This is a genomic window from Methyloversatilis sp. XJ19-13, from assembly GCF_024580155.1.
Lineage (GTDB): Bacteria > Pseudomonadota > Gammaproteobacteria > Burkholderiales > Rhodocyclaceae > Methyloversatilis.
On sequence record NZ_JANINH010000003.1, the window covers coordinates 109,305 to 127,823 of the forward strand.

22 protein-coding genes are annotated in these 18,519 nt (G+C 64.7%); 9 read left to right on the forward strand and 13 right to left on the reverse strand.

Annotation, left to right across the window (positions count from 1 at the left end):
* Nucleotides 1-86: 86 nt before the first annotated feature.
* The 4 genes from NMQ14_RS05080 to NMQ14_RS05095 all read right to left on the reverse strand — a co-directional run bounded on the left by NMQ14_RS05080 (nucleotide 87) and on the right by NMQ14_RS05095 (nucleotide 1,698).
* Entirely contained in the window at nucleotides 87-602 is a 516-nt protein-coding gene (locus NMQ14_RS05080) for a chemotaxis protein CheW (RefSeq protein WP_257094083.1), read from the reverse strand.
* Nucleotides 592-975 carry a PleD family two-component system response regulator gene (locus tag NMQ14_RS05085; protein WP_069038734.1) on the reverse strand — a complete coding sequence of 128 codons (384 nt, stop codon included), beginning with the start codon at nucleotides 973-975 and terminating at the stop codon, nucleotides 592-594. The genes NMQ14_RS05080 and NMQ14_RS05085 overlap by 11 nt, the downstream gene beginning before the upstream one ends.
* Before the next feature lie 31 nt (nucleotides 976-1,006).
* The gene (locus NMQ14_RS05090) at nucleotides 1,007-1,405 is read right to left on the reverse strand and encodes a PleD family two-component system response regulator (RefSeq protein WP_083223978.1); all 399 of its coding nucleotides are present in this window, start codon (nucleotides 1,403-1,405) and stop codon (nucleotides 1,007-1,009) included.
* A 104-nt stretch (nucleotides 1,406-1,509) separates the two neighbouring features.
* Nucleotides 1,510-1,698, reverse strand: a complete 189-nt coding sequence (locus NMQ14_RS05095; protein WP_257094084.1) for a rubredoxin — start codon at nucleotides 1,696-1,698, stop codon at nucleotides 1,510-1,512.
* A 115-nt stretch (nucleotides 1,699-1,813) separates the two neighbouring features.
* On the opposite strand from NMQ14_RS05095, the gene NMQ14_RS05100 reads away from it, so the two are divergent.
* The 3 genes from NMQ14_RS05100 to hemL are packed head-to-tail and all read left to right on the forward strand — an operon-like array spanning nucleotide 1,814 to nucleotide 4,583.
* On the forward strand, nucleotides 1,814-2,665 hold the full coding sequence (locus NMQ14_RS05100) for a hydroxymethylpyrimidine/phosphomethylpyrimidine kinase (protein ID WP_257094085.1): 852 nt from the start codon (nucleotides 1,814-1,816) through the stop codon (nucleotides 2,663-2,665).
* Between the two features lie 24 nt (nucleotides 2,666-2,689).
* Nucleotides 2,690-3,292, forward strand: a complete 603-nt coding sequence (gene thiE / locus NMQ14_RS05105; protein ID WP_257094086.1) for a thiamine phosphate synthase — start codon at nucleotides 2,690-2,692, stop codon at nucleotides 3,290-3,292.
* Between the two features lie 10 nt (nucleotides 3,293-3,302).
* Nucleotides 3,303-4,583 carry a glutamate-1-semialdehyde 2,1-aminomutase gene (hemL, locus tag NMQ14_RS05110; protein WP_257094087.1) on the forward strand — a complete coding sequence of 427 codons (1,281 nt, stop codon included), beginning with the start codon at nucleotides 3,303-3,305 and terminating at the stop codon, nucleotides 4,581-4,583.
* Between the two features lie 75 nt (nucleotides 4,584-4,658).
* Here hemL and NMQ14_RS05115 read toward each other — a convergent pair whose 3' ends face one another.
* The 4 genes from NMQ14_RS05115 to argS are packed head-to-tail and all read right to left on the reverse strand — an operon-like array spanning nucleotide 4,659 to nucleotide 8,476.
* On the reverse strand, nucleotides 4,659-5,459 hold the full coding sequence (locus NMQ14_RS05115) for an SDR family oxidoreductase (protein ID WP_257094089.1): 801 nt from the start codon (nucleotides 5,457-5,459) through the stop codon (nucleotides 4,659-4,661).
* 5 nt (nucleotides 5,460-5,464) lie between these two features.
* Entirely contained in the window at nucleotides 5,465-6,103 is a 639-nt protein-coding gene (locus NMQ14_RS05120) for a thiol:disulfide interchange protein DsbA/DsbL (RefSeq protein ID WP_257094091.1), read from the reverse strand.
* A 31-nt stretch (nucleotides 6,104-6,134) separates the two neighbouring features.
* Nucleotides 6,135-6,734 (reverse strand): SPOR domain-containing protein, encoded by a 600-nt coding sequence (locus NMQ14_RS05125; protein WP_257094092.1) that lies wholly within the window; start codon nucleotides 6,732-6,734, stop codon nucleotides 6,135-6,137.
* Nucleotides 6,734-8,476, reverse strand: a complete 1,743-nt coding sequence (gene argS / locus NMQ14_RS05130) for an arginine--tRNA ligase (protein ID WP_257094095.1) — start codon at nucleotides 8,474-8,476, stop codon at nucleotides 6,734-6,736. Before argS ends, NMQ14_RS05125 begins: the two co-directional genes overlap by 1 nt.
* A 211-nt stretch (nucleotides 8,477-8,687) precedes the next feature.
* Between argS and ubiB the strand changes: the two genes are divergently transcribed.
* The 3 genes from ubiB (at nucleotide 8,688) to NMQ14_RS05145 (ending at nucleotide 12,548) form a co-directional block, all read left to right on the forward strand.
* Nucleotides 8,688-10,211, forward strand: a complete 1,524-nt coding sequence (ubiB, locus tag NMQ14_RS05135) for a ubiquinone biosynthesis regulatory protein kinase UbiB (protein WP_257094097.1) — start codon at nucleotides 8,688-8,690, stop codon at nucleotides 10,209-10,211.
* A gap of 151 nt (nucleotides 10,212-10,362) precedes the next feature.
* Nucleotides 10,363-10,944: a chemotaxis protein CheC gene (locus NMQ14_RS05140; protein ID WP_257094098.1), complete on the forward strand. Its 582-nt coding sequence runs from the start codon at nucleotides 10,363-10,365 to the stop codon at nucleotides 10,942-10,944.
* A gap of 101 nt (nucleotides 10,945-11,045) precedes the next feature.
* Nucleotides 11,046-12,548, forward strand: coding sequence for a sodium:solute symporter family protein (locus tag NMQ14_RS05145; RefSeq protein WP_257094100.1), 1,503 nt, complete (start codon nucleotides 11,046-11,048; stop codon nucleotides 12,546-12,548).
* A gap of 3 nt (nucleotides 12,549-12,551) precedes the next feature.
* Here the strand turns inward: NMQ14_RS05145 and NMQ14_RS05150 are convergent, their stop codons facing one another.
* From NMQ14_RS05150 to NMQ14_RS05170, 5 genes are all read right to left on the reverse strand, one after another.
* Nucleotides 12,552-13,280, reverse strand: a complete 729-nt coding sequence (locus NMQ14_RS05150; RefSeq protein ID WP_257094102.1) for a hypothetical protein — start codon at nucleotides 13,278-13,280, stop codon at nucleotides 12,552-12,554.
* Between the two features lie 218 nt (nucleotides 13,281-13,498).
* Nucleotides 13,499-13,687: a hypothetical protein gene (locus NMQ14_RS05155; protein ID WP_257094104.1), complete on the reverse strand. Its 189-nt coding sequence runs from the start codon at nucleotides 13,685-13,687 to the stop codon at nucleotides 13,499-13,501.
* A gap of 210 nt (nucleotides 13,688-13,897) precedes the next feature.
* Nucleotides 13,898-15,412, reverse strand: a complete 1,515-nt coding sequence (locus tag NMQ14_RS05160) for an ammonium transporter (protein WP_257094106.1) — start codon at nucleotides 15,410-15,412, stop codon at nucleotides 13,898-13,900.
* Between the two features lie 13 nt (nucleotides 15,413-15,425).
* Nucleotides 15,426-15,764: a P-II family nitrogen regulator gene (gene glnK / locus NMQ14_RS05165; protein WP_069038722.1), complete on the reverse strand. Its 339-nt coding sequence runs from the start codon at nucleotides 15,762-15,764 to the stop codon at nucleotides 15,426-15,428.
* Between the two features lie 37 nt (nucleotides 15,765-15,801).
* On the reverse strand, nucleotides 15,802-16,599 hold the full coding sequence (locus NMQ14_RS05170) for a TorF family putative porin (protein WP_257094108.1): 798 nt from the start codon (nucleotides 16,597-16,599) through the stop codon (nucleotides 15,802-15,804).
* A 365-nt stretch (nucleotides 16,600-16,964) separates the two neighbouring features.
* Between NMQ14_RS05170 and NMQ14_RS05175 the strand changes: the two genes are divergently transcribed.
* The 3 genes from NMQ14_RS05175 (at nucleotide 16,965) to NMQ14_RS05185 (ending at nucleotide 18,498) form a co-directional block, all read left to right on the forward strand.
* Nucleotides 16,965-17,213, forward strand: a complete 249-nt coding sequence (locus tag NMQ14_RS05175) for an accessory factor UbiK family protein (protein ID WP_257094110.1) — start codon at nucleotides 16,965-16,967, stop codon at nucleotides 17,211-17,213.
* 90 nt (nucleotides 17,214-17,303) lie between these two features.
* Complete coding sequence (locus NMQ14_RS05180) at nucleotides 17,304-17,888, forward strand: YceI family protein (RefSeq protein ID WP_257094112.1); 585 nt, start codon at nucleotides 17,304-17,306, stop codon at nucleotides 17,886-17,888.
* Between the two features lie 37 nt (nucleotides 17,889-17,925).
* On the forward strand, nucleotides 17,926-18,498 hold the full coding sequence (locus NMQ14_RS05185; RefSeq protein ID WP_257094114.1) for a YceI family protein: 573 nt from the start codon (nucleotides 17,926-17,928) through the stop codon (nucleotides 18,496-18,498).
* The last annotated feature ends 21 nt before the right edge of the window (nucleotides 18,499-18,519 follow it).

Here is an 18,519-nt window from a genome sequence, read left to right on the forward strand (position 1 = left end):
GACAACGAAAGCATGGCCCGATGCATCGCCGGGTGAGCGGCGGCAGCCGGAAGCGGGATAACTCGCGAGCAGGGCCGGCATGCGGTTCAGGCCGCCACGTCGGCAAAGCCGGGGTCTGCGTACAGGCGCCGCGGATCCAGCCGCAGCCACACGCGGCCCTGGGTGTCGACCAGCCGGGCAGACACCCAGGGCCGGGCGTCTGCCTGACCGGTATCAGCGCTTTCAAAATCTTCGAGTGCGCGCAGGCCGAGCACGCGGGACACCAGCAGCGCGCTGTTGGTCCCGAATTTGGCGTGCGGCAGCAGCAGCCGGGTTTCGCCGGCCACGCCGGTCGATGCGCCACCCTGAAACGCGGCAAAGTCATTCACCGCGTAGAGCAGGCCGCGCACATTCGCGATACCGCGCAGCCAGCTGCGGGTCAGCGGCACCGGCGTCAGTGCGGGCACCGGAAGGATTTCGCCGGATTCGGCCAGATCGACCAGCCACCATTCATCGCCCGCCTGCACGCCGAGCAGCGCACGCGCGCTCGTCTGCCCTGAAGTGTCGGACAGCTTCCGGGCCAGCTCTTCCTCGAATTCGCGCAGCGACGTCCTAGCCATCATTGCCCGCCGCGCCCAGCTGCTGGATGCGGCCCAGCAGTTCTTCGAGATTGACCGGCTTGACCATGTAGTCGAGCGCGCCCTGTCGCATGCCCCAGATGCGGTCGGTCGGCAGATCCTTGCTGGTGCACATGATGACCGGGATGTCGCGCGTACTGTCTTCGCGCGTGATGGTGCGCGTTGCCTGGTAGCCATTGACGCCGGGCATCACGACGTCCATCAGGATGAGGTCGGGCTTTTCAGCCTTGGCTTTCTCGATGGCCTGCTCGCCGTTCTCGGCGATGATGACCTCGAAGCCCTTGCGGGTCAGGAAGTCGTTCAGTACATGGCGTTCGGTGGGCGAGTCGTCCACCACCATGATGCGCTTGATGGCCATTGTGGCTCCGCGTTCGGTAAGCGCCGGCAGGTCAGTCAGCGCCGTTGCGCGCGTGACGCGACACTGCCTGCAGCAGGCTGTCCTTGGTGAAAGGTTTGGTGAGGTATTCGTCCGAGCCGACCATCCGGCCGCGTGCGCGGTCGAACAGACCGTCGCGCGAAGAAAGCATCACGACAGGAGTAGCGGCAAACCTCGGGTTCTTCTTGATGAGTGCGCAGGTCTGATAACCGTCGAGACGCGGCATCATGATGTCGCAGAAGATCACCTGCGGATGATGGTCGCTGATCTTCGACAGTGCATCGAAGCCGTCTTCCGCGAGGACGACCTGATATCCCGCCTGGACAAGAAAGATTTCGGCACTGCGGCGGATGGTGTTGCTGTCGTCGATCACCATCACCTTGACGCCGGCACTGCCACCCGATTCAGCCAAGATGCTCTCCCGTTCTTGTGCGCGACGATCGATGCCGCGATGTTGTGCCGTGCGCCGTCAGAAAGCGACGCGGGTCGCCCGCTGCGGAAACGGCCGTCGGCTGGTCAGATCTGGACCATTTCAAAGTCGTCCTTGCGTGCGCTGCACTCCGGACAGGTCCAGTTGGGCGGTACGTCCGCCCAACGCGTGCCGGGCGCGATACCCTCTCCCGGCAGACCGGCGGCTTCGTCGTAGATGAAGCCGCAAATGAGACACATGTAACTCTGGAATTCGGCCGTGACTGTGGAACTCATGGCAGTATGGTTTGTTAGAATCGAATCGATATTACCGTAATTAACCTTCTGTAACGACAATCCGGGCGCGCGCTTTATGGTCAATCGTGATGTGCGGGCGCATCCGCCTCTTGTCATGTGTTTTTCCGCCACCGACCCCACCGGTGGCGCCGGCATGCAGGCCGATCTGATGACGCTGTCGGCGCTCGGCTGCCATCCGCTCGGCGTGGTGACGGCCGTCACCGTGCAGGACACCACCGGCGTCGAGGAAATCGTGCCGATGGACGACGACCTGGTGGTCGACCAGGCGCGCGTGCTGCTGTCGGATGTGCCGGTATCGGCATTCAAGATCGGCGTCATGGGCAGCGTGGAGAACATCGCCGCCATCGCCGAAATCATTTCCGATTACCCGCATCTGCCGGTGGTGTTCGATCCAGTGCTGTCATCCGGCCGCGGTGACGAGCTGGCCGACGAGGAAATGGTGATCGCGCTGCAGGAATTGCTGCTGCCGCTGACCACGGTGCTGACGCCGAACAGCCTTGAAGCGCGCCGGCTGGCGCAGTTCGGAGACGATGAAGACGACGAGGACGGAGACGACGACCCGGACAGCCGACAGGACCCGCTCGCGCTCGACGAGTGTGCCCGGCTGCTGATCGCGGCCGGCTGCGGGCATGTGCTGCTGACCGGTACCCACGAATCGACACTGCGCGTCAGCAACGTGCTGTACGGCCATGGCGGCGTGATCCGGCGCGACGAATGGGACCGACTGCCGGGCAGCTATCACGGGTCGGGTTGTACGCTCGCGTCGGCCGTGGCGGCCTGGCTGGCGCAGGGTCTGGACGTCGGCGCAGCCGTGCAGGCGGCGCAGGAATATACGTGGCGTACGCTGGTCAACGGGTTCCGGCCCGGCATGGGCCAGTACCTGCCTGACCGCTTTTTCTGGACGCGCAACAGCAATATGGACGCAGACGACGGCAGCGACGACTAGACGATGGCTGCCGACCGATGTCCCATGCGCGGCCTCTACGCGGTGACACCCGAAACCCTCACCGGCTCTGCGCTCTACCGCGCTGCCGAGGCCGCCTGTGCCGGCGGTGCCGTGCTGCTGCAGTACCGCAACAAATCATCAGACGCCACGTGCCGTCTGGCCGACGCCCGTGCGCTGCGAGCCATCACCACCGTCTGCGGAACGCGCTTCATCGTCAACGATGATGTCGAACTGGCGCACGAAGTCGGCGCCGACGGCGTGCACGTCGGCCGCGACGACGGCGATCCGGCGGCGGCCCGCCGGCGGCTGGGTCCGGCGGCGCTGATCGGCGTGTCCTGCTACAACGATGCCGGGCTGGCGCGCGAGGCCCGGCGTGCCGGCGCCGATTACGTGGCCTTCGGCGCGATGTTTGCATCGACAACCAAACCCGCTGCGCCGGTCGCCGACCCTGCGCGCTTCGCCGAAGTGGCCGATCTGGGCATTGCCCGCTGCGCCATCGGCGGCATCACGCTGGATCGGGCACCGCTGCTGATCGAAGCCGGAGCCGATCTGCTCGCCGTGGTGTCCGATCTGTTCGACGCAACCGATATTTCCGCGCGGGCACGTGCCTATGCGCAGCTTTTCTGAAGGAATCGCCATGACCACCCGCAACGAGCAACTTTTCGAACGCGCCCAGCGCAGCATTCCGGGCGGCGTCAATTCACCGGTCCGGGCCTTCCGCTCGGTCGGCGGCACGCCGCGCTTCTTTACGCGCGGCGTGGGCAGCCGGCTGTGGGACGCCGATGGCGTCGAGTACATCGATTATGTGGGTTCCTGGGGGCCGGCGATCCTGGGTCATGCACACCCGGACGTGATCCGGGCCGTGCAGGAGGCCGCGGTGGGCGGCCTGTCCTTCGGTGCGCCGACCGAAGGCGAAATCCTGATGGCCGAACTGCTGTGCGCCCGCGTGCCGTCGATCGAACAGGTGCGCCTGGTCAGTTCCGGCACCGAAGCGACGATGAGTGCGATCCGCCTCGCCCGCGGCTTCACCGGCCGCGACACCATCGTCAAGTTCGAAGGCTGCTATCACGGCCACGCCGACAGCCTGCTGGTCAAGGCCGGCTCCGGTGCGCTCACCTTCGGCAATCCGAGTTCGGGCGGCGTACCGGCCGACTTCGCCAAGCACACGCTGGTGCTCGACTACAACGACCCGCAGCAACTGGAAGATTGCTTCCGCAACCACGGCGAGCGCATCGCCTGCGTCATCGTCGAGCCGGTGGTCGGCAACATGAACCTCATCGTGCCGACGCGCGCCTTCCTCGATGCAATGCGCGCGCTGTGTACACAATATGGTGCGGTGCTGATCTTCGATGAGGTGATGACCGGTTTCCGCGTCGGTCCGGTCGGCGCTCAGGGCCTGTTCGGCATCACGCCCGATCTGACCACGCTGGGCAAGGTGATCGGCGGCGGCATGCCGGTCGGCGCCTTCGGCGGCCGACGCGACATCATGGCCGCCATCGCGCCGATCGGCGCCGTGTATCAGGCCGGCACGCTGTCCGGGAACCCGGTCGCCGTGGCGGCGGGTCTGAAGACGCTGGAGCTGATCGACGTACCCGGCTTCCATGACCGGCTCGCCGCCCGCACGAAGCAATTCACCGACGGCATGGTCGCCGCGGCCCGCGAAGCAGGCGTGCCGTTTTCAGCGCAGTCCGTCGGCGGCATGTTCGGCCTGTATTTCCGCGACGCGGCGCCGGCCAGCTACGCCGAAGTGATGCAGTCCGACCGCGAACGCTTCAACCGCTTCTTCCACGCCATGCTCGATGCCGGCGTCTATCTGGCACCGTCGGCGTTCGAAGCCGGTTTTGTGTCGGGTGCGCACAGCGAGGATGACGTGGCGCAGACGCTGGCGCGGGCGAAGGCTGCGTTCGCGAAGGCATGACGGCTGACCGCAGATGCAAGATTCAAGTGGGCGCCGCCCTTCCTTGCATCTTGAAACTTGTAACTTGCATCTGTCCTACAGCGTGCCCCGCGGTTTGCGGCCGGCCTTTGCGAACGCGAAGTCGAATACCGGGTCGGGCAGCAGGCGCAGCAGCCTGGCCACCACGCCCATCTGCCAGGGCACGACTGCGTAGGACGTGCCGCGTGCGATGACACGGGCGAAGCGCGGGGCGGCTTCGTCGGCGCTGAGAAGGAAGGGCATCGGGTAGGGGTTGATGGCGGTCATCGGCGTGTCGATGTAGCCGGGGCAGATCGTCTGTACCTTCACGCCGCTGCCGCGCAGTTCCACCCGCAGACTTTCCAGATAAGTGATCGCCGCAGACTTGGACGCGCAGTAGGCGCCGGCGCCCGGCAGTCCGCGGATGCCGGCGACCGAGGCGATGCCGACCAGCGCACCGCTGCGCCGCGCCTGCATCGGTTTCACGAAGGGTGCGAAGGTGCGCACCAGCCCCAGAACGTTGATGTCGAACACGGTTTCGAATGCCGGCAGGTCCTCCTGCTCGCCGGTCAATGTGCCGACCGATACGCCGGCGTTGCCGATGACGATGTCCGGCACGCCGGCCTGCTGCATGAAGGATTCGGCCGCCGCCTGCAGCGCGGCGGCGTCGCGCACGTCGGCGGCAAAGGTGAAATGCTGTCCGGGCAGGCTGGCAGCCAGCGCATCGAGCTGCGCCGCCCGCCGCGCCACCAGGCCGAGCGTGGCGCCCTCCGCGGCGTAATGGCGGGCCAGCGCTTCGCCGATGCCGCTCGATGCGCCGGTCAGAAAGACAACGGGTGCCGCGCGGGCACCCGTTGCCGCCGGACGCGCTGCGTCCATGCGGTTTACTTCTTTGCGGCCGCTGCGCGCTCGCCGCGGGCGCGCTCGATCAGCTGGTCGACGATGGCCAGCATGCCTTCAAAACTGTTGCCGAGTGCGATGTACTTGCCATCGACCACCAGCGCCGGCACGCCGGTCAGCTGATAGGCGGCACTCATCTGCTGCGCACGCTGCACCTTGCCCGACACCGCGAAGGACTTGGCGGTGTCTTCGAACTTCTTCGCGTCGATGCCGTTCTTGCCCATCCAGCTGCTGATGGTCGCCATGTCGTTGAACGCCTGGCGCTCCATGTGGATGGCGTCGAACACCTTGCTGTGCATGCGCTCCAGCTCGCCCAGGGTTTCCAGCGTGTAGTAGGTCTGCGCACCGGCCACCCAGGACTGTCTGAAGATGGCCGGTACCCGCTTGAAGCTCACGTCGTCCGGTTTGCGGTCGAGCCACTTCTTCAATGACGGCTCGAGCTCGAAGCAGTGCGGGCAGCCGTACCAGAAGAACTCGATCACCTCGACCTTGGGGCCCGGTTCGACCGACTGCGCCGGCTTGATTTCGCGAAAGTCCTTTTCATTCAACGGGGCGGCAGCGACGCCACTGGCCATGAAGCCGGCAAAAGCCAGCGCGGCAATCTGCTTGAATCCGAATTTCATGCTGTCTCCTGTGTATGCATGGCAAGTCCGGTCATCGGACAAGCGAAGTATCGATCCCGTTCTGGGCCAGTTCGGCACGCACCCGGCCCATGTCTTCCGGGCTGGCGAACGGGCCGAGCCGCACGCGGTACAGCGTGCCCTTGCCGGCGACGGCATGGGTCTGAACGTTCGACTCCAGACCCATCAACGCAAGACGGGCGCGCAGGTTGTCGGCTTCTTCTTCCGACGAGAAGGCGCCGGCCTGCAGAACCAGCGATTCCGGGGCAGCAGCCGGTGCCGGCGCGACCGCGGGCGCCGGGCTGTCTGCGGGCGGCGTCGGTGCTGCCGCAGGCGGCGTCCGGTCCGGAGCAGGCTGTGCGCTCTGATTGCCGGGCAGGATTTCATAGAAGTCGAAGCGCGGCTTCGCGGGGGGCTTGTCACCCGGTTTGCCGGGAAGTGCGACCGGTTCGCTCCCCGGTGCAGCCGCCGCGGGCGCCGCTTCACGCAACTGCAGCGGCAGCGCCGAGCCGTTGATGTACCACATCACCCCGGCGCACAGCACCACGCCCAGTACCAGGCCGATGAAGATGCCGACCATGGTGCCACCGCGATGCTTGCGCGCGGGCGCCTTCTTTTGCGCAGCTTTGACCATTACATCGATTCCGGTGCGGACACGCCTAGCAGCGACAGCCCGTTGGCGATGACCTGCCGCGTGGCGGCGGCCAGCGCCAGACGGGCCTCGCGCACCGCCAGATCGTCGACCAGCATGCGCGAGGCGTTGTAGAAGGCGTGGAAATCGGACGCCACGTCGCGCAGGTAGAAGGCGACCGAGTGCGGTGCGCGGTCGGCCACCGCCTGGGTAATCACGTCCGGGAATTCCGCCAGACGCTGGGCCAGCAGCAGTTCGCGCTCGCCGGTCAGCGCATCGAACGGGATGCCGGGCAGCAGAGTCAGGTCGAGCGCGTGATTGGCCACTGCCTCGCGCAGCACCGAGCAGATGCGTGCGTGAGCGTACTGTATGTAGTAGACCGGATTGTCGTTCGACTCGGATTTGGCAAGGTCGAGGTCGAAATCGAGGTGCTGGTCGCTCTTGCGCAGCACGTAGAAGAAGCGCGCCGCATCGTTGCCGACTTCGGCGCGCAGGTCGCGCAGCGTGACGAAGTCGCCCGAGCGCTTGCCCATGGCAGCCTTCTCGCCGCCGCGATACAACACGGCAAACTGCACCAGCGCGATTTCGAGCTTGTCCGGGTTTTCGCCGAGCGCGGCCAGCGCACCCTTCACGCGCGGGATATAGCCGTGATGGTCGGCGCCCCAGACGTCGATCACAAGGTCGAAGCCGCGCGCGAACTTTTCCGCGTGATAGGCGATGTCGGACGCGAAATAGGTGTAGGCGCCATTTTCGCGCCGCACGACGCGGTCCTTCTCGTCGCCGAAGCGGGTCGAGCGAAACCACAGCGCGCCGTCCTGTTCGTACAGGTAGCCGGCGTCCTGCAGGCGCTTCACCGCGCGGTCCACGGCACCGTTGCTGTGCAGCGACTGTTCCGAATACCACACGTCGTAATGCACGCGGAATTCGCCCAGATCATTGCGCTGGTCGGCCAGCATGGCATCAAGCGCGTAGCGATGTACCGTCCACCAGTCCTCGCCCAGCGTAGTTTTGGCGTGGGCGATCAATGCGTCGAGCATGGCGTCGGCGGTATCGCCGGCAACCGAGGCGTCGGGCAGTTCGGCCGTGTGCCGATTCAGGCGGGTGCCCTGCTGGATGAACAGTTCCGCTCCGATGTCGCGCACATAGTCTCCGCGGTAGCCGTCGGCCGGGAATTTCACCGCCGCCCCCTGCGTTTCCATGTAGCGCAGCCATACCGACACAGCGAGGATGTCCAGCTGGCGACCGGCGTCATTGACGTAGAACTCGCGCGTCACCGCGTAGCCGGCAGCGTCGAGCAGGTTGCACAGCGCCGAGCCGTAGGCGGCACCGCGACCGTGGCCGACGTGCAGCGGTCCGGTCGGATTGGCCGACACGAATTCGACCTGCACCTTTTTGCCGGCGCCGGTGTCCGAGCGGCCGTAGCGTTCGCCTTCGCTCAGGATGCGGCCGACGATGGCCTGCTTGACCGATGCGCTGAAGAAGAAATTGATGAAACCGGCACCTGCCACTTCGGCGCGCTCGACGATGCGCGATGGCGGCAGTTCGCGCACGATGCGTTCGGCGATGACGCGCGGGTTCTGTTTCAGCGCCTTGGCCAGCTGCAGCGCGACGTTGCAGGCGAGGTCACCGTGCGACGCCTGCTTCGGGCGATCAAGAAGAATGTCGGGTGGCGCGGTGTCGGGCGCCACACTGGCCAGTGCGGCATGCAGCAGACGGGTCAGTTCTCGGCGCAGTTCGGGGGTCATGAGTGAAACGGAAGCGCAATGCGCAAGTGCATTTGAAGACCGCGAAGTATAGCGCGAGCCCGCATTCAGCCCGGAAAGCCGCTTCCGGCGTGACGGTGCTTCTTGTACAGTGCGCGCTCCGCACGCCGCTGTCGAGTCCCCGCAACATGAGGTTTCAACCCCCCAGACCGTCTGTTCCTGCGCCGCAACGTGCGGCCGAGGGCTGAGCCGCATGCGCTGGCTGCGACTGCTCAAGATCCTCACGGTGAGCCTGCGGTTCGGGCTGGACCAGATGCTGCTCGACGCCGGCAGCAAGTTGCGCTTTGCCGGCCTGCTGCGCATTACCCGGATGGGGCGGCGCTTCACTGACCCGCGTGCAGTCAGGCTGCGCGAAGCGCTGGAGGCGCTCGGCCCGATTTTCGTCAAGTTCGGCCAGATGCTTTCGACGCGGCGCGACCTGCTGCCACCGGACATCGCCGACGAACTGGCCAAGCTGCAGGACCGCGTGCCGCCATTCCCGTCGGAACAGGCGATCGCCCGCCTCGAGGCCTTCTACGGCAAGCCGCTGGACCAGGTGTTCCGCAGTTTCGAAACCCGGCCGGTGGCGTCCGCGTCGGTAGCGCAGGTGCATTTTGCGGTGCTGCCCAATGGCGAGGACGTGGCGGTCAAGGTGCTGCGCCCCGGCATCGAACACATCATCGCCAACGACATCCTGCTGATGGAAACCGCCGCCGGCCTGCTGGAGCGCGTGTGGTCGGAAGGACGCCGGCTGAAGGCGCGCGAGGTGGTGGCCGAGTTTTCCAAGCATCTGGGCGACGAACTCGACCTGATGCGCGAGGCGTCGAACTGTTCGCAGCTGCGCCGCAATTTCCGCGATTCGCCGCTGCTCGCCGTCCCTGAGGTCTACTGGGACTTCTGCGGCCCCACCGCCATGGTGATGGAGCGCATGTATGGTCTGCCAATTTCGCACACCGACGCGCTGCGTGCCCAGGGTGTCGACATGGCGGCGCTGTCGCGCGCCGGCGTAGAAATCTTCTTCACCCAGGTGTTCCGCGACGGTTTCTTCCACGCCGACATGCACCCGGGCAACATTTTCGTCGCGCCAGACGGCCAGTACATCGCGCTCGACTTCGGCATCATGGGTACGCTCACCGATGTGGACAAAAACTACCTGGCGCAGAACTTTCTCGCGTTCTTCCAGCGCGACTACAAGCGGGTGGCGCAGGCGCACGTCGATGCCGGCTGGGTGCCGCGCGGCACCCGGGTGGATGAGTTCGAGGCGTCGATCCGTGCCGTTTGCGAGCCGATCTTCGACAAGCCGCTGAAGGAAATCGAGTTCGGCCGCACGCTGCTGCGGCTGTTCCAGGTGTCGCGCCGGTTCAATGTCGAAATCCAGCCGCAGCTTGTGCTGCTGCAGAAAACCCTGCTCAACATCGAAGGTCTGGGGCGCCAGCTCGACCCGGAGCTGGACCTGTGGAAAACCGCCAAGCCCTTTCTGGAACGCTGGATGAGCGAACAGGTCGGCTGGCGCGCGCTGCGCCGCAAGCTGCTCGACGAGGCGCCAGCGTGGGCGATGATGATGCCGGAGCTGCCGCGGCTGGCGCACAAGGTACTGAGCCAGTCTGCCGCGCAGGACGTGCGGCAGGAGGCGGTCGATCTCGAACAGCGCAGCCGCCGGCAGCTGCGCTGGATACAGTTCCTGTGCCTGCTGGTCGCCCTGCTGATCGGCTTCGAGGTGTGGCACGCCTTCGCCTGAGCTTCGCTCGGGATGTCTTCCCTAAAGATGTCGCCACGAAAGTCGTTAGCCCCTGTTCATACCGGGAGATGCCAACGATGAAAACGACCACGGTAGCGGCGGCGGGGCTTGCACGGGGCAGCGCAGGGGCGGGAACATGATTCCTCCACACATGAAGGCATTCGGCGAACTGGCCGGCTCGATGAGCCGATCGGTGCATGGCGCCGCGTCCACCTTCACGCAGATCGTGTCCGAGCAGGTGGGCATGTCGGTTTCGCATGTCGAAATCGCCGACCGCGCCCGCCTCGATCTCTGCCTGGCCAGCCTCGACAGCTGCCTGTGCGGCGTCGCCCAGCGCATGCGCACCACCGACGGTTGTGGCGCCGAAGCCATGCTGGTGCTGCCGCAGATCGGCGGTCTGGCGCTGGTGCGGCGCATGCTCGGTCTGCCGGGTGACATTGCCGAACCGGGCGAACTCGAACAGGACGCACTCGCCGAAGTCGGCAACATCGTCATCGACGCCTGCTCCGGTGTGCTGGCCGGAGCGCTGGGTTGGCACATCGAGGCGGCCCAGCCGCGCGTCACGCTGTCGGTACCCGATCGGCTGTTCGGCATGGATGAATCCGTTCGCTGTGCGCTGGTGACTCATCTGCGCATGCATCTGTCGGGCCTGCGCGTCGATGGTCTTGTCGTGCTCGAAATGACCGCCCTCGCCGGGTTGCCCATGCTGCCGGCGCGGCGCCTCGACGCCTGATCGAAAACCCCGCAAATCCAGTGCCCGCAAGGCTTGTGCGCCGTTATCATTGAGCCTGCGCGGTGTCGTGCCGCGCCGCGAAATGTTGCTCCGGGGCGTGCATGCTGATCTGGTTCGTAGTGCTCTATCTGATGGTGTCGGTCGGCATCGGTCTGTACGCCGCGACACGGGTCCATAACGCCAGGGATTTCGCCGTTGCCGGGCGCAGCCTGCCGCTGCCGGTGGTGACGGCCACGGTGTTCGCCACCTGGTTCGGTGCCGAGGCGGTGTTCGGGGTGTCGGCGCAGTTCGTCACCGAAGGCCTCGGCGGCGTGGTCGCCGATCCGTTCGGCGCATCGATGTGCCTGATCATCGCCGGCATCTTCTATTCGACCAAGCTGTACAAGCTGAACATCATGACCGTCGGCGACTACTATCGCCTGCGCTACAACCGTACCGTCGAAGTCATCACGTCGCTGTGCATCGTCGTGTCCTATCTGGGCTGGGTGGCGGCGCAGATCAAGGCCATGGGCCTCATCTTCTTCATGGTGACCGATGGCGCGGTCAGTCAGGAAACCGGCATGGTGCTCGGTGCCCTCATCGTGCTGACCTACACCACCTTCGGCGGCATGTTCTCGGTGGCCATTCTGGATTTCGTGCAGATGGCGGTGTCGATGGGCGGCCTGCTCTACATTGCCTACGTCATCAGCGGCCTGACCGGGGGGGTGGCGCCGGTCATCGACCACGCGTCGGCGGCCGGCAAGCTGGACTTCTTTCCGCCGGCCGACCCGTGGCTGTGGATCACCTTCCTCGGCGCCTGGCTGACCATGATGCTGGGCTCGGTCCCGCAGCAGGACGTGTTCCAGCGCATCACGTCGGCGAAGAGTGCGAAGGTCGCGATCGGCGGCTCGGTGCTCGGTGCATCGATCTACTTCTGCTTCTGCTTCGTGCCGATGTTCATCGCCTATTCGGCGACGCTGATCGACCCCGGTACCTTCAACGCGCTGATCGAGGAGGATTCGCAGCGCGTGCTGCCAACGCTGGTCATGCAGCACACGCCGCTGATCGCGCAGATCCTTTTTTTCGGTGCGGTGCTGTCGGCCATCATGAGCTGTTCGTCTGCCACGCTGCTGGCACCGTCGGTCACCTTCGCCGAGAACATCGTCAAGGGTTTCTACCCGCGGATGGGTGATCGCCAGCTGCTGTTCGTCATGCGCGGTGCCATCGTCGGCTTCGCCAGCATCGTGCTGGTGGTGGCGCTGAATTCCGAAGCGGGCATTTTCGAAATGGTCGAGAACGCCTACAAGGTGACGCTGGCCGGCGCCTTCGTGCCGCTGTTCTTCGGTGCGTTCTGGAAGCGCGCCACCACCCAGGGCGCGCTGGCCGCGATCATCGGCGGCCTGGGCTCATGGTTGCTGGTCGAGATACTGGTGGGCGAGGCCAGTGCGGTACCGGCCCAACTGATCGGTCTGGCGGTCAGTGCAACCGGAATGATCGTCGGCTCGCTGCTGCCGCAGTGGGTGGGCCATCGTCTGCCGCATGAGCCGGACCACGCAGCGCTGCATCACCATGCCGCCGCCGGCACGCATCACGCCGCCACCGGTCATACCCCGCCGCCGCGCTGATCGCTAATGTGCGGGCTGAGGCTGAGCCGCGGCCTTGGCGGCTGCTTCGGCTTCGCGCTGCAGGCGCTGCGCTTCCTTCCGGCGCACCCGTTCGTCGATCTTGTCGGCGTGGCGCTGCTGGTCGGCCGCACGTTCGGCAGCGCGCGCGTCCTCACGTTGTCGTCCGGCGGCCTGTTCGGCGTCCTTGCGGGCGGCGTCCTGTGCCTTCAGCCGTGCGCGTGCTTCCGCGTCGGCGTCCTTTTGCGCGCGCTCCCGGGCTTCCTGCTCGCGCTGGCGTGACAGCGCCTGCTCGGTTTCACGCGTCTTCACGCTCATTTCGATCGACTTGAGCCGGCGTTCATCGGCTGCCCGCTGCTTTTCCGCGCGTCGCGCCTGCGCGGACCGCGTGCGCACGTCACGTTCGATGTCGCGTGCCTCCAGCTCGAGCTTGCGCACTTCGGTCACGCGCAGACGCAGCGTTTCGTCGGCTTCTTCGATGCAGGACGACACCAGCGTGCGCTGCCAGCAGAGCGCGTCCGCGGCCGCCCGGTCGGCATCCGCCTTGCGCCGCAATTCGCGTGCCTGATTCTTCAGATCGCTGGCGCGCTGGCGAAGCAGGTCTCGTTCCTCGGCCGGGAAGGCATCAGCCTCTGCAACAGGGGTGTCGTTGGCTGCGGCGGAGCCAGCCGCAGCCAGACCGCTTGCCGTCAGGGCAATCAGTCCCGCCAGCAGGTGTGCGGCAAAAGTGTTCACGAGCGTCCTCATCCTTGAATGAACGTCGGCGCCGGGCTGCGCCGCGCGGTCCATCGGCCGCGATGCTAACCCGGCTGACGAGCCTTCGACATGCAAAGGACGATCAACGCATCAGGGCAAAGACCGATGGACAGGACATGTCCGCCAAGGGTCCCCGGGAGGGGGCAGCCCGCGTCGCTGCCGGATGCAATGGCGGCGCGGGGCGGGAGGCAGGACGTTCAGATCTGCACGGTCGGGGCAGGCCGCAGCACATAGCTGACAATCGCCAGCCCGCCGAGCGCCAGCGCGATGCCGGTCGGCAGACCGGCTGCCATGGATGCCACGGCCCCCACTGCGCACAGCGGTGTGGCCTGTCGGGTCGCAGATCGGCGTCCGGCGCGCAGGAATCGATTGACTGGAGTCGGCATGGTGATTCTTCCTCAAACGAATCAAGTGCTGAGTGTCACAGGGCTTGACCATGGACAAAGCCAAGAATAGCGCCACGATCACCCGGTATTCCGTGCGATTTCGGACATTGACCGCATCATCGCGCGCCCCATCCGTGACACGGGTCGCGCCCAAAAAAAACGGGCACCCGAAGGTGCCCGAACTTTGCAGAGGAGAGGATGGACGGCAGATCAGAGGCGATACGCAGTTTCGCCGTGAGCAGTGATGTCGAGGCCTTCGCGCTCTTCGTCTTCCGGCACACGCAGGCCGATGAAGATATCGACCAGCTTGAAGGCGATGAAGGAAACCACCGCTGTCCAGATTATCGTCACGCCCACCGCCGTGGCCTGGATCATGACCTGACCCATGATGTCGTAGCCTTCACCGACACTGTTGGAGACGTAGTCGTAGATGCCGGAGCCGCCGAGTGAAGGCGAAGCAAACACGCCGGTCAGGATGGCACCGAGGATACCGCCGACACCATGGACGCCGAACACGTCGAGCGCGTCGTCCGCACCCAGCATGTGCTTGAGCCCATTCACGCCCCACAGGCATACGATGCCCGAAACAAGACCTATCACCAGGGCACCCATCACTCCGACGAACCCGCAGGCCGGCGTGATGGCAACCAGACCGGCCACTGCACCGGAGGCTGCACCGAGCATCGACGGCTTGCCCTTCATGACCCATTCACCCAGCAGCCAGGACACGGTCGCGGCAGCCGTGGCGAGCAAGGTGGTCGCGAAGGCCATGACGGCGGTACCGCTCGCTTCCAGGTTCGAGCCGGCGTTGAAGCCGAACCAGCCCACCCACAGCAGCGAGGCGCCGACCATGGTCATCACCAGCGAATGCGGCGCCATGGATTCCTTGCCGTAGCCGATGCGCTTGCCCACCATGTAGGCACCGACCAGGCCGGCTACGCCCGCGTTGATGTGTACCACGGTGCCGCCGGCGAAATCGAGTGCGCCCTTGGCCCACAGGAAGCCTGCATTTGCCGTGACAGCGGCGAGCGTATCAGCGTCGGTAATCGCGTCCGGACCGTCCCAGTACCAGACCATGTGGGCAACCGGGATGTAGCTGAACGTGAACCACAGCACCGAGAACAGAAGCACTGCCGAGAACTTCACGCGCTCGGCGAAGGCTCCGATGATCAGCGCGGCGGTGATGCCCGCAAACGTCGACTGGAAGGCGACGAAGATCATTTCCGGGATATAGACACCCTTGCTGAAGGTCGCACCAGCCGATTCGCCGGTGACGCCGCTCAGGAACAACTTGTCGAGCGTGCCGATGAAGGGGTTTCCGGCCGTGAAGGCAAGCGAGTAACCGTAGATGAACCACAGCACGACGATGAGTGAAAACACCGTCATCACCTGCATCAACACCGACAGCATGTTCTTCGAACGGACCAGACCGCCGTAGAACAAGGCAAGGCCGGGTACAGCCATCATGGTGACGATGATGGTCGAAACCATCATCCAGGTCGTGTCGCCCTTGTTGAAGCTGGGGGCGGCAGCGGCCGCTTCTGCAGGAACGGCCTCGGCCGGCGCAGCTTCCGCCGCCATCGGTGCTTCAACTGCCGCATCCGCCGGAGCGGCAGCGGCTTCTTCGGTTACGACAGCCGGAGCTGCCGGGGGATCTTCTGCCATGACAGGCGCAGCCAGGCCGATAGCCAAGGTTGCGCACAGGATGCCCAGGAAACGTTTCATCTTGTGTTCTCCCTTAAAGCGCATCGACGCCGGTTTCACCGGTGCGGATGCGGACGACCTGTTCCAGATCGAAAACGAAAATCTTGCCGTCACCGATCTTGCCGGTGCTGGCAGACTTTTCTATGGCTTCGACCACGCTGTCGACCAGCTCGTCGCTGACTGCAGCCTCGATCTTCACCTTGGGCAGGAAATCGACGACGTACTCGGCACCCCGGTACAACTCGGTGTGACCTTTCTGGCGACCGAAACCTTTCACCTCGGTAACGGTGATGCCCTGCACGCCGATGGCCGAAAGTGCCTCGCGTACTTCGTCAAGCTTGAAAGGCTTGATGATGGCTGTGACTAGTTTCATGACATTCCCCTGGCAGATACCGTGAAGCGTTTTTGAATCAGAACGTCTTGGACAGGAACACTACGTACTGGTCGTCACCCAGGTACTTGCCCTTGAGATTGGTGTAGAAGGCTTTTTCCGTGGTGTTCATGCTGGTGTCGGTGTAGAAGGCGCCGACCGTGAAGCCTTGCGGAAGGGCGTACGACAGGCCGATCTTCCAGTCTTCATATGAGGCGAAGTCGTCGTTCTGCACGCCTGCGGTCGAGCCGCTGAAGTCCTGGATGCCGTAGTGCAGGTTCAGCGTCAGGGCTTCGGTGATCGGGTAGTTGGCAGAGAGGTCGAGGTACCAGGTGCCTGACGAGTTGTTCACACCGAAGGTGTCGCCGAGGCTGTACGAGTACTTGGCGCTCAGGAAGCTCCAGGTGAGGGCGGCGTAGGCTTCGAGCGTGTCGGCCTTGGTGATGCCGGGGTTGCGGTCACCCGGGTAGATGTACTGCAGCAGACCGACGTCGTAGCCGATGCCGGTTTCGCCGAAGGCGCCGCGGTAGCCGCCATAAACGTCGATTTCCATGCTGGAGCTGGAGTAGGCCGAATCAACGCCTGCCGGAGCGTCCTTGAGCCACGAGATGTTCGATGCCCAGGTGCCGAGGTAGAAGCCGCTGGCGTGCGAGTAGTCGAAACCGCCCTGCAGCGCCGGGTCTTCGTTGGTCTGGCTGATGCCGCGGAACACATACTGGCTGAACAGACCAACGTTGCCGGTGAAGGTGTGCGGGCTGGCCGGTTCTTCGGCTTGAGCGGTGAAGGCCGGCACGGCCAGTGCGCTGGCGAGGGCAGCGGCGATCAAAGTCTTTTGCATTGGGTTTACTCCTTGATTTAGGGAAACTGCCCGGCTTGTCTTGCACAGACCGTGCCAGACGGTCTTACGCCTTGTTTTTCAATGATTTGATGCAGTACAACGAATATCGGAGACGGTCGGGCGGGATCACCCGCCCCAAATGCACGCACTTCGATCTGGCTTTGCACCAATGCGGTGCGCGATCGGTCTGGCGGGGGTGCTTTGCGCACTATCGGTGCTCGCCGCGCGGCATCTGCACCCATTTGTCGTGAATTCCGTCACGCCGGGATCGCGCGTTCCGCGGTGTGACGGCACAATGCGGAGCTTCCCGGTCGGCGCAGACCCGCTGTACTGCGTTTTACCGGCCATAGCCTGGAGAGAAACCTATGTTGAATCCGAAGATGCTCGAAGAACTGTCGTCGCGCTTTTCCGAACTGCTCGCCGCCAGCCCGGCCAGGGATCTGGAGAAAAACGCCAAGGCGATGGCAAGCGCCATGTTTTCGCGCCTCGATCTGGTTACGCGCGAGGAATTTGATGTGCAGAAGGATGTGCTGGCCCGCACCCGGGCCCAGCTAGAGGGGCTCGAAGCGCGGGTATCCGAGCTGGAAAAGCAGCTCGCCGCGGGTGCCGGCTGATCGCCCGGCTCCGTGGCGGCCGGCCCTCGCTGCGGAATTTTTTGGCCCCGGTGACATCACACCATTGTCTTTCACAGTCTGGAGCAGTCGATGAAGCAGGGAATTTCGCAGCTCGCGCGCCGGGTGCTGACGCTCGGCGCCGGCCTTGCGCTGATGTCGTCCGCCGTGCAGGCGGCAGGCAGCTATTCGCGTGTACTCCCGGAAAAGAGTTCGCTTGCCTTCGTGTCGCAGCAGATGGGTGTATCGGTCGACGGCCGGTTCACCCGCTTTTCGGCGACGCTCGACTTCGATCTCGCGAAGCCGGAAGCCGGCAGCGCGACGCTCGACATCGAACTGGCGTCGATTGATGCCGGCGGTCCGGAAGCGAACGACGAGGTCAAGGGCAAGAACTGGTTCGACGTCAAGCAGCACCCGAGGGCGCGCTTCGTGTCGAGTTCGGTGAAGCCGCTCGGCAACAACCGTTACGAGGTGCGCGGGCAGATGAGCATCAAGGGCAAGACACGAGAGGTTGCTGCACCCTTCACGCTGAAGCCTGACGGCACCGGCGCGCTGCTGGAGGGCAGCTTCCCGCTCAAGCGCCTCGAATTCGGCGTCGGTACCGGCGCCTGGGGCGATACCTCGGTGGTCGCCGACGAAGTTCAGATCCGTTTCAAGCTGGCCGTCGCAGGCAAGTAAGCTGCTGCTTTCCGTTCAACACAATTCTGGAATCCACATGAAATTCACTTCCGCTCTGTTTGGCCTGTTGATGGGCGCCTCGCTGACCACCGGTGCGATTGCCGCCGACAGCTACACCATCGATTCCCGCCACACCTTCCCGACCTTCGAAATCAACCACCTCGGCTTTTCGACGCAGCGCGGCCGCTTCAACAGCGCCAGCGGCAAGATCATGCTGGTGCCGTCGCAGAACAGCGGCAGCATCGAGGTCAAGATCGACACCGCCTCGATCGACATGGGGCTCGAAGCGTGGGACAAGCACATGCGCGGCGAAGACTTCTTCAATTCCGAGCAGTTTCCTGCCATGACCTTCAAATCCACGAAGCTCATGTTCGACGGCGACAAGCTGGTCGGTGCCGAAGGCGACCTGACGCTGCTCGGGGTGACCAGACCGGTCAAGCTCGATGTGAAAGGCTTCGCTTGCGGCACGCATCCGATCAACAAGAAGGCACTGTGCGGCGCCGACATTTCCACCACGATCAAGCGCTCCGACTTCGGCATGACCAAGTACCTGCCCGGCATCAGCGACATCGTCTACATCGAGATTCCGGTCGAGGCCTTCCGCGACTGAGTGAGACGGCGGACGGCGTGC